The following is an 8,240-nucleotide window of genomic DNA, read 5'->3' as shown; positions in this document are numbered from 1 at the left end:
TCCAGCCCGGCCCGGCCGTGTTCGTAGCCGACCCCGCTTTGCCGGCGGCCGCCGTACGGCGCATTGATGATGCCGGCGTCCACGCAGTTCATCGCCACGCTGCCGAACGACAGCCCCCGCGACAACTGATAGACCTCCTTGAGATCGATCGCATAGGCGTAAGCCGCCAGGCCATACGGCGAATCATTGACGTGTTCGATCACAGCCTCCAGATCGTCGAAGGCGCTCACGCCCAGCACCGGGCCGAAGGTCTCGTCGTGCATGACGCGCATATGCGAATCGCAGTCGGCGAGCACCGTGGGCTGATAGAACAATCCGCCCAGCCCCTCGGGCGCCCGTGCGCCGCAAATCAGACGCGCCCCCCGGTCGAGCGCATCCTTGACGTGGGCCTCTACCTTCGCGAGACCGTCCGCGTTGGTCATCGGGCCCAAATCGACGCTGGGGTCCGCCAGGCCGTCGCCGATGCGAAGGCGGCCGGTGGTTTCGGCCACTCGCTTTAAAAATTCATCGTAAAGCGAACGGTGAACATAGGCCCGATTGATGGCGATACATATCTGGCCCATGTTGCGGAAACTGCGGCGTACCGCGCCGGCTACCGCCGCATCGAGATCGGCGCTGGCGGCGACCACCAACGGGCAGTTGCCCCCAAGCTCCAGCGAGACCGACTTGATCCGGCCCATCGTTTCGTAGATGCGCAGGCCGGTGGCATGCGAACCGGTGAAGGCGATCTTGTCGATCGCCGGATGCCGCACCAGTTGGCCGCCAACCTCGCCGGCGCCCTGAACGAGATTGACCACACCCTTGGGCAGATCGGCCTCGTCGACGGCGCGCATAATCTCGATTGCGGTGAGCGGCGTGTACTCCGACGGCTTGATGACCAGCGTACAACCCGCCGCCAGCGCCGCTCCCAGTTTCCAGCCGATCAGCTCGGCCGGATAATTCCAGGGCGTGATGGCGGCCGCAACGCCGATCGGCTCGTGCTCGACCTGGCTCTGAAATCCCTCGTCCTCGTTCGGGATAATCCGGCCGCATATGCGTACCGCCTCACCGGCATAGTAGCGCAGGGTCTTGACCAGCTTGCCGACCTCGCCTTCGGCCTCGGGTAACGGCTTGCCCTGTTCGCGCGTCATCGCCGCCGCGATGGTCGATAGCCGCGTTTCGATTCCATCCGCGATCTCTTGCAGATATTTCGCGCGCTTATGCGGGTTGACATGCCGCCAGGTCTTGAATGCGGCGGCAGCCGACCGGACGGCCGCGTCGATATCGTCGAAAGACGACTCGGAAAAACCGGCGATCCGTTCGCCGGTCGCCGGGTTGAAAACCTCCAGCCGACGCGCGGCGCATCCGGAGTTCCAGGCGCCGTCGATATACTGGGTGTGCTGTTGTCTGTGGCTCATGGCGATAACGATTGCAAAGGGCTAAGAGAGTGTTTACAAAACGTAGCGAGCGCCGTCAGTTTGGACACGCCCGGAGCGCAGAAAGCGCAGCGTATGGATAATACGTGAGCATTTCGAGCACCGGACGGGGCCGAAATGGCAAGCGCGGTAGTTTTGTAAACACTCTCTAAACGACCGGACAACGCAGCGGCTCATCCGCCAGGGCGCGTTCGGCCTCTTCCGCGGCCAGACGCTGCAGGTTGTCGAGCGACCGCTCGGAATAAAAAGCGGCGTGCGGGGTCAGAATGACGTTGGGCAGGCGACGCAACGGGGAGTCCTTAGCCAGCGGCTCGGGATCGAAGACATCGAGCGCCGCGCCGCCGATCGCACCGCGTTCCAGCCCGGCGGCCATCGCCTCCTCATCGATCAGGCCGCCGCGGGCCGTGTTCACGACCATGCATCCGGGTCGCAGATGATCGATGAATGCGGCATTCACGACATGCCGGGTCTCGTCCGTGAGTGGCATATGCAGCGATAGACCATCGACCCGGCCGAGCATGTCTTCCAGCGCCAAGAGCTCGACTCCGGCGGCAGCCAGCGTCGCGGTGTCCGCGTACGGGTCCGCGGCCAGTATCGTCATTCCGAAGGCCTGTAGCCGGCGAGCCACAGCAACGCCGATGCGTCCCGCGCCCAGCAGGCCGATGGTCGTGTCCATGAAACCCTTGATCGGCCGCCCGACCTGAATCGGGGTCCATCCGTTGTCGCGGATCTCGCGGTCGAAGACCGGCAATTTGCGCAGCAACGCCACCATCGCCGTGGCTGCATGATCGGCCACGGTATCGACCCCGTAATCCGGCACATTGGCGACCCGAATCCCGAGTTGCCGCGCGGCCTCGATATCGACATTGTCGAACCCGATCCCATAGCGGATGATCACGGCGCCCGGCGGCATCTCTTGGAGCACTTCCCGCGTGATCGGCGCGAAATTCACGAACGCGATCCGGGCGTCGCGCACGGCCGCCTGGGTGCTGGCCACGTCGGCGCACTGATGGTGCGCGAATTCGGCGCCGAATTTATCGGCAACGGCCCGTTCGTACTCCACAGCACCGAACGCTTCGTCGGTAACAACGACTTTCAAGCTCATGACAACCTCGCTATAACCGGGCCAGGCCGCGTGCGGCCAAATTGGCGAACAGCGCCCGTGCGCCGAAAGTCCAGGGCGCAATGTCGCCGCAGTGCCGGACCACGTTCTCTAGCGTGCCGATCCGGGGCGAGGAAATCCGTACCGTATCGCCGACCGCGTGCGTGAACCCTTGGCCCGGTTCGCCGCGATCCGCGGTCGGCGCGAACAGCGTGCCCAGAAACAGCATCAAGCCGTCGGGATACTGATGATTCGGCCCGACCGTCTGGGCGATGAGGTCTTCCGGGTCCCGGCTGATTTCGCTCATCCGGCTTCGATCGTGAAGTTCAAATCCCTCTTCGCCGGAGATATCGAGATCAACCGTCATCCGGCGTACATCGTCCATGCCGAAATGCTCGTCGAACAGCCGGATCATCGGGCCGATGGCGCAGGAACCGTTGTTATCCTTGGCCTTGGTCAGCAGCAACGCGCTACGGCCTTCGAAATCCCGCAGGTTGACGTCATTGCCGAGCGTCGCGCCGACCGCCCGTCCACGGGAATTGATAGCCAGCACCACTTCGGGCTCGGGGTTGTTCCAGGCCGAATCGCCGCGCACGCCGATCTCCGCGCCAAGACCGACCGCCGACAGCACCTGTCCTTTCGTGAACACTTCGGCATCCGGGCCAATACCGACTTCCAAGTACTGCGACCAGTAACCGGCCTCGTCGAGCAGGCGCTTGGCGCGCTCGGCTTCCGGCGACCCGGGCTTGACTTGGTGCAGGGCGCCGCCTACCGCCTCGGCGATCTCCGCCCGGATATGCTCGGCTTTCTCCGGCGTGCCCTTGGCACGTTCCTCGATGACCCTTTCCAGCATGCTCTTGGCGAACGTCACGCCGCAGGCCTTGAGCGCCTGCAGATCGCAGGGCGCGAGAAAATACACGCCGCCCTCGGGGCGCGAGAAGCTGTTCTCGATCGCCGCGTTCAGATCGAACCAGCGATCGGGCGTCGCGGCTAATGCCGCGGCCACGGGATCATCGTTTTCCAGCAGGCCGCCGATGGTCGGATAGCTGCTTGAAATATCGGCCAGCCGATCGCCCTCGAGCCTGACCACGCAAGGGCCGCCGATCGAGGGATCTTGCACTCGGCCCACGAAGGTGCCGCGTTCGCGATCGCTAGAACAGATGTAATCAATGGTCATGATCAGTTCCGATGTTGTCCAGCTTCCTCGAAGCCGGCGTCAGCCGGCGCCCATGCGTACCCGGATGGCGTCGATCGCGACCGCGACGAAGATCATCAGGCCGCCAATCATGCCGACGTAGAAGGAAGGCACCGCCACGATGGCCAGACCGACCTGGATAACGGTGAGCAATAAAACGCCGCCCAGAATGCCGACGATATGGCCGCGGCCGCCGAAGACGCTCACGCCGCCGATAATGGGTGCGGCGATCGCATACAGCAGAAAGCTGCTCCCTTGGTTAGAGGTGATCGCCATCTGCCAGGACGCCAGCAGGTACCCCGCGATGCCGCTGAGAAATCCGGACAGCGTGAAAGCGAGAATCTTGATTCGATTAGCGCGAATGCCCGCCGCCTCGGCAGCCGCCAGGTTGCCGCCTACGGCATACAGGCACCGGCCGGGCACGGTCTTACGAAGAAAAAACGCCCCGGCCAGCAGCACGACGAGAAACACAAGCGGCATCACCGGCCAACCGAAAAACCGCGCCTGCCCGATCCACAGGTAACCGTCCGGCATGCTGGTGATCGTCTTGCCGTGGGTAACCGCCAGTAGCGCGCCCTGTAGAAAGATCATCATGGCCAGGGTCTCGATCAGCGAAACCATCTTCAGCCAAGTGATGCACAAACCGTTGAAGAACCCGATCGCGCTAGCCGCCAGCACGCCGATGAGCATGCCGAGCCACCAGGGCATGCCGTCCTGAACGCTGAGCATCGCACCCAGAACCGACGAAAAGCCCATGTTGGCGGCGATCGATAGATCGATCTCCGCGACCATCAGGGAAACGGCCACGGCGATGCCGAGCAACCCCAGCACCGTGGCCTGGATCAACACGTTCTGTAGATTCGGAATGGTCAGAAAGAACGAGTTGAGCGCGCCGAATATCAGCACCAGCACGATGAGCCAAATCCAGACGATGTTGTCCAGCATCCACTTGAGCGCACTGCCGCTCGAGCCGCGGGATGCTTTCCGGTTATCGTCGGCGCGATCTACGGGTCGATTCATTGTTTCGGACATTTGATTACAATCCTGTCGCCAAAACGGCGCCTGAACCACTTGCCGCCGCATGCAACGCCTCCGGCGTCATGTCGGCACCGGCGAATTCCTCGACGACCCGCCCGTCCGCGAAAACACAGACGCGATCGACGATGCGTACCACTTCATCAAGATCGGAGGTCACGACGATGACGCTCACGCCGTCGTCGGTCAGTTCGTCGACCAGCCGATGCACGTCCTCCTTGACCCCGACATCGATGCCCCGGGTGGGCTCGTCGAGAATGAGCAGCCGCGGATCGGTGGCCAGCACCCGTCCGAGGCACACCTTCTGCTGATTGCCGCCACTGAGCGTGTCGATGGAGATATCCGCGCTTTCGGCCTTGATCTCCATGGATTTGAAATACCGGTCGATAATGGATTGCTCGCGGCCACGGTCGAGCACGCCGAACCGCGACACCGCCGGCAGCGACGACAGGGTCATATTGTTTTTTATAGACATCAGCGCCACGAGCCCGTCGTGACGCCGATCGTCGGACAGATAGGCGATGCCGCGGTCCAGCGCGAGCCGGGGGTGGCTGGGCAAGGATCCGCTCTGCGACTGCCCGGAAAAACAGATCGTTCCCCGGTCGATGCGCTTGAGGCCAAACAGTGCCCGCGCAAAGGTTTTGGCCCCCGAGCCGGGCATTCCCACGAAACCGACCACCTCGCCGGGATGAATCCGAAACTCATCGATCGCCAGCCCGCCGCCGCTAACATCGGAGACGCACGTCGGCACAGCCGAATCAAGGGAACGCCGCGGCTCGCGATAAAACAGAGCGAGATCGCGCCCGAGCACCAGCGTCGACAAGGCGGCCGAGTTCAGCGATGCCATCTCGCTTATCTGATCCACTAGACGCCCGTCGCGCAGAACGCTGACCTCGTCGCAGATTTCCAAAATCTCTTCGTTGTAATGAGAGATGAAGATAAAGGTCACATCGCGACCCTTGAGCTCGCGCATGAAACGAAACAGCTCTTCGCGATCCTTCGAGTCGAGCGCGGTCGTCGGCTCGTCGAGAATGATGACACGGCCGCCACTGAACAGCGCCCGCAGGATATTCAGCTTCCGCCGTGAGACCGCATCCAGATCGCGCCCCGGCAAACCCGGGTCCAGCCCGGTATCCGCCAGCATTTCCCGCACGCGCTTGTTGAACCGGCGCCGGCTGACGATGCCGAATTTCCGCGGCCAGATACCCAGCAGCAGATTCTCGGCCACGGTGAACTGATCGACGATCATCGGCTCCTGCGTCACCAGAAACACACCGGCCGCCTCCATCGTCTTGACGTCTGAACCGGTAACAGGCTGCCCCTGCAGAAAAATCTGACCGCTCGAAGCCACCTTGTGCCCGGAGACCAGCCCCACGAGCGTGCTTTTGCCCGCGCCGTTCTCGCCTAGAAGGCCGTGAATCGACGCCTTTCTGATTTTGAGCGAAACATCGTTCAACGCGACGGACGCGCCATAACGCTTGCTCAAGTTGCGCGTCTCGAGCACCACGTCGGCCGTACGGGCCTCGGCATTCGCTTCATTCGCGGATAGAGTCATATCGCACCTGACAACATGGCACCGTGCCGGTGGCGCCGATCCGCGCCACGCAGTACCCGAAGGACGGCCGCAATCAGCCCCGGCTGCGGCCGTCCGCGTTCATGAACGCGCCTTAGCTATAGCGCAGGCCCCACTCGTTGTAGGCGATATTCCCCCACATCCGGGGATCGTCGGCATTGTTCTTGTCGATGACGAATGGCGGGATGACCAACGCCGGCCCGGTCTCCGATTTGACAATTTGGCCTTTCTCCCAGTAGTACTTCTTGTTCTCGTACGGCCCGAGCGGCACGTCTTTGCCCTTCAGTGAATACTTCTGGAGCATGTCCACTGCAATCTGTGCGTACGCAATCGGATCCTGAGAGATATCCGCGTCCATATAGCCCTGTTTTATCCACTGAAGGCCGATCGGCTCGCCATCGATGTTGACGAAGATGACATGGCCGTCCTCACCGACCTTTTTCCAGCGGCCCTTTTGCTTCAAGGCCGTTACAATGCCGCGCGAGGGCGAGTCGCTCGGCGCGTGTACGGCATCCAGATCCGGCCGTTCGGACAGCGTCGAAAGCGTGACCGAAAGCATGTTCTTGAGCAGGCCGTCGGTCGGCCGGTCGAGCAACGTGATGTCGGGATGCTTTGCCATCTCGGCGTCAAAGCCTTCCTTGCGCAACCGCCAAGCCACGCTCTGCAGCGCGCCGTAGCAGTTGAGCACTACGCCTTTCTCGGCGCCGTACTTTTGCTTTAGCCGTCGAACGATTTCCTTGGCGGCCATCACCCCGCCCTGATAATTGTCGAAGCTGACCGTGATCGCCACATCGCCACCGCCGGCCGGGGTGTCGATGATCGCGACCGGAATGCCACGCTGGTTATAACGACGGATTTGGCTGACGATCGCCTGACTGTCGATCACGTCCGAAATCATCGCCGAGGGGTTACGCAGCAATAGGCTCTGCCACTGCTTGAGCTGTTCGGTGTTATTGAAGTTCGCGTTTACAGCCTGGAATTCCCAGCCGTTATCCTGAACGGCGCGTTTGACTGCTTTCTGCTGCGTCACGAAGAAATAGTAGTTCAGGCTTTTATTACTGTAGGGCACAAAGATGCGATCCTTGCCCCAGGCCAAACCACCAGTGGTAGCGCCAAGTACGCTGGCAGCCGCCATACCTTTCAGAATCGTGCGTCGATTAGCAGGCATAACCATCTCCTCCAAGGGTTCTGTTTATTCTGGATGCGTAGTTAAACTACGTAGCAATACTATGTCTGTGGACGCACAGACGTCAACCGCTTTTCGCCTGGATTGAACATGGCTATATAATACGTTTTATTTCATTACCTTATTAACATTTTGAAGGGAGCCGGCGCTTACGAACTCGGCTCTCGGCAGCGGAACAATGCCGCATTTGTATATTTTCTACGACTAAAGGGTGAGCATAGCCCGTGCGCGCGTACGCAAGCGCGTGCTCGCCGCGGCCATCGACCGCTAAGCACTTGCAAACAGATGATATCCCAGTTGTTTTGATGCCGGATTAATAATCGCGATAGCGCACAGCATCGCATCGGCGCTGCGCTTTCTTATGGCGGGACGGGACGGGCTTAGGGCCTGCTGCCGTTTCATACGACGCCGCGCCGGCGGCCATTTTGACGCAAGACAAGGCGCAGCGGGCGTACGGTAGTCATTCTACCGTAGCGCGCTGCAACGCTGGATTGCGCCAAAATGGCCCCCGGCCCTTCGGGTTGCGGCCCGCATAAAAATAAATAGGCGCGCCATCCGGCGTTGCAGAGCTTGACCGCAGAATGACTGCGGTCGGCGCTCTGCGTCTTGGCTGACACGATTTGGGGTTGCAACGCGGGGCCGTATGAAATGGCAACAGCCCCTAATAGCGAGCGCGCCGGGCCGGCCTACAGGCGTTGGGCTGGACACGATATACTTTCGCCGTTTTGACGTCG

General features: G+C 61.5%; 6 protein-coding genes. All 6 read right to left on the bottom strand.

What is annotated here, in order from left to right; all coding sequences use genetic code 11:
• On the bottom strand, nucleotides 1–1,397 hold a 1,397-nt coding region (locus VFJ08_RS03995; protein ID WP_324995409.1), incomplete at its 3' end, for an aldehyde dehydrogenase family protein.
• Nucleotides 1,398–1,563: 166 nt separating this feature from the next.
• Nucleotides 1,564–2,520 carry a C-terminal binding protein gene (locus VFJ08_RS03990; protein ID WP_324995407.1) on the bottom strand — a complete coding sequence of 319 codons (957 nt, stop codon included), beginning with the start codon at nucleotides 2,518–2,520 and terminating at the stop codon, nucleotides 1,564–1,566.
• A 10-nt stretch (nucleotides 2,521–2,530) separates the two neighbouring features.
• Nucleotides 2,531–3,694 carry a fumarylacetoacetate hydrolase family protein gene (locus VFJ08_RS03985; RefSeq protein WP_324995405.1) on the bottom strand — a complete coding sequence of 388 codons (1,164 nt, stop codon included), beginning with the start codon at nucleotides 3,692–3,694 and terminating at the stop codon, nucleotides 2,531–2,533.
• 39 nt (nucleotides 3,695–3,733) lie between these two features.
• On the bottom strand, nucleotides 3,734–4,732 hold the full coding sequence (locus VFJ08_RS03980; RefSeq protein ID WP_324995403.1) for an ABC transporter permease: 999 nt from the start codon (nucleotides 4,730–4,732) through the stop codon (nucleotides 3,734–3,736).
• 16 nt (nucleotides 4,733–4,748) lie between these two features.
• A complete protein-coding gene (locus tag VFJ08_RS03975) occupies nucleotides 4,749–6,302 on the bottom strand; it encodes a sugar ABC transporter ATP-binding protein (RefSeq protein ID WP_324995401.1) in 1,554 nt (517 codons plus the stop codon).
• Nucleotides 6,303–6,414: 112 nt separating this feature from the next.
• Nucleotides 6,415–7,494, bottom strand: a complete 1,080-nt coding sequence (locus VFJ08_RS03970; protein WP_324995411.1) for a sugar ABC transporter substrate-binding protein — start codon at nucleotides 7,492–7,494, stop codon at nucleotides 6,415–6,417.
• Nucleotides 7,495–8,240 lie beyond the last annotated feature (746 nt).

The organism is Salinisphaera sp., from assembly GCF_035690525.1.
Taxonomy (GTDB): Bacteria; Pseudomonadota; Gammaproteobacteria; order Nevskiales; family Salinisphaeraceae; genus Salinisphaera.
This window is presented reverse-complemented; position numbering and strand designations above follow the sequence as displayed.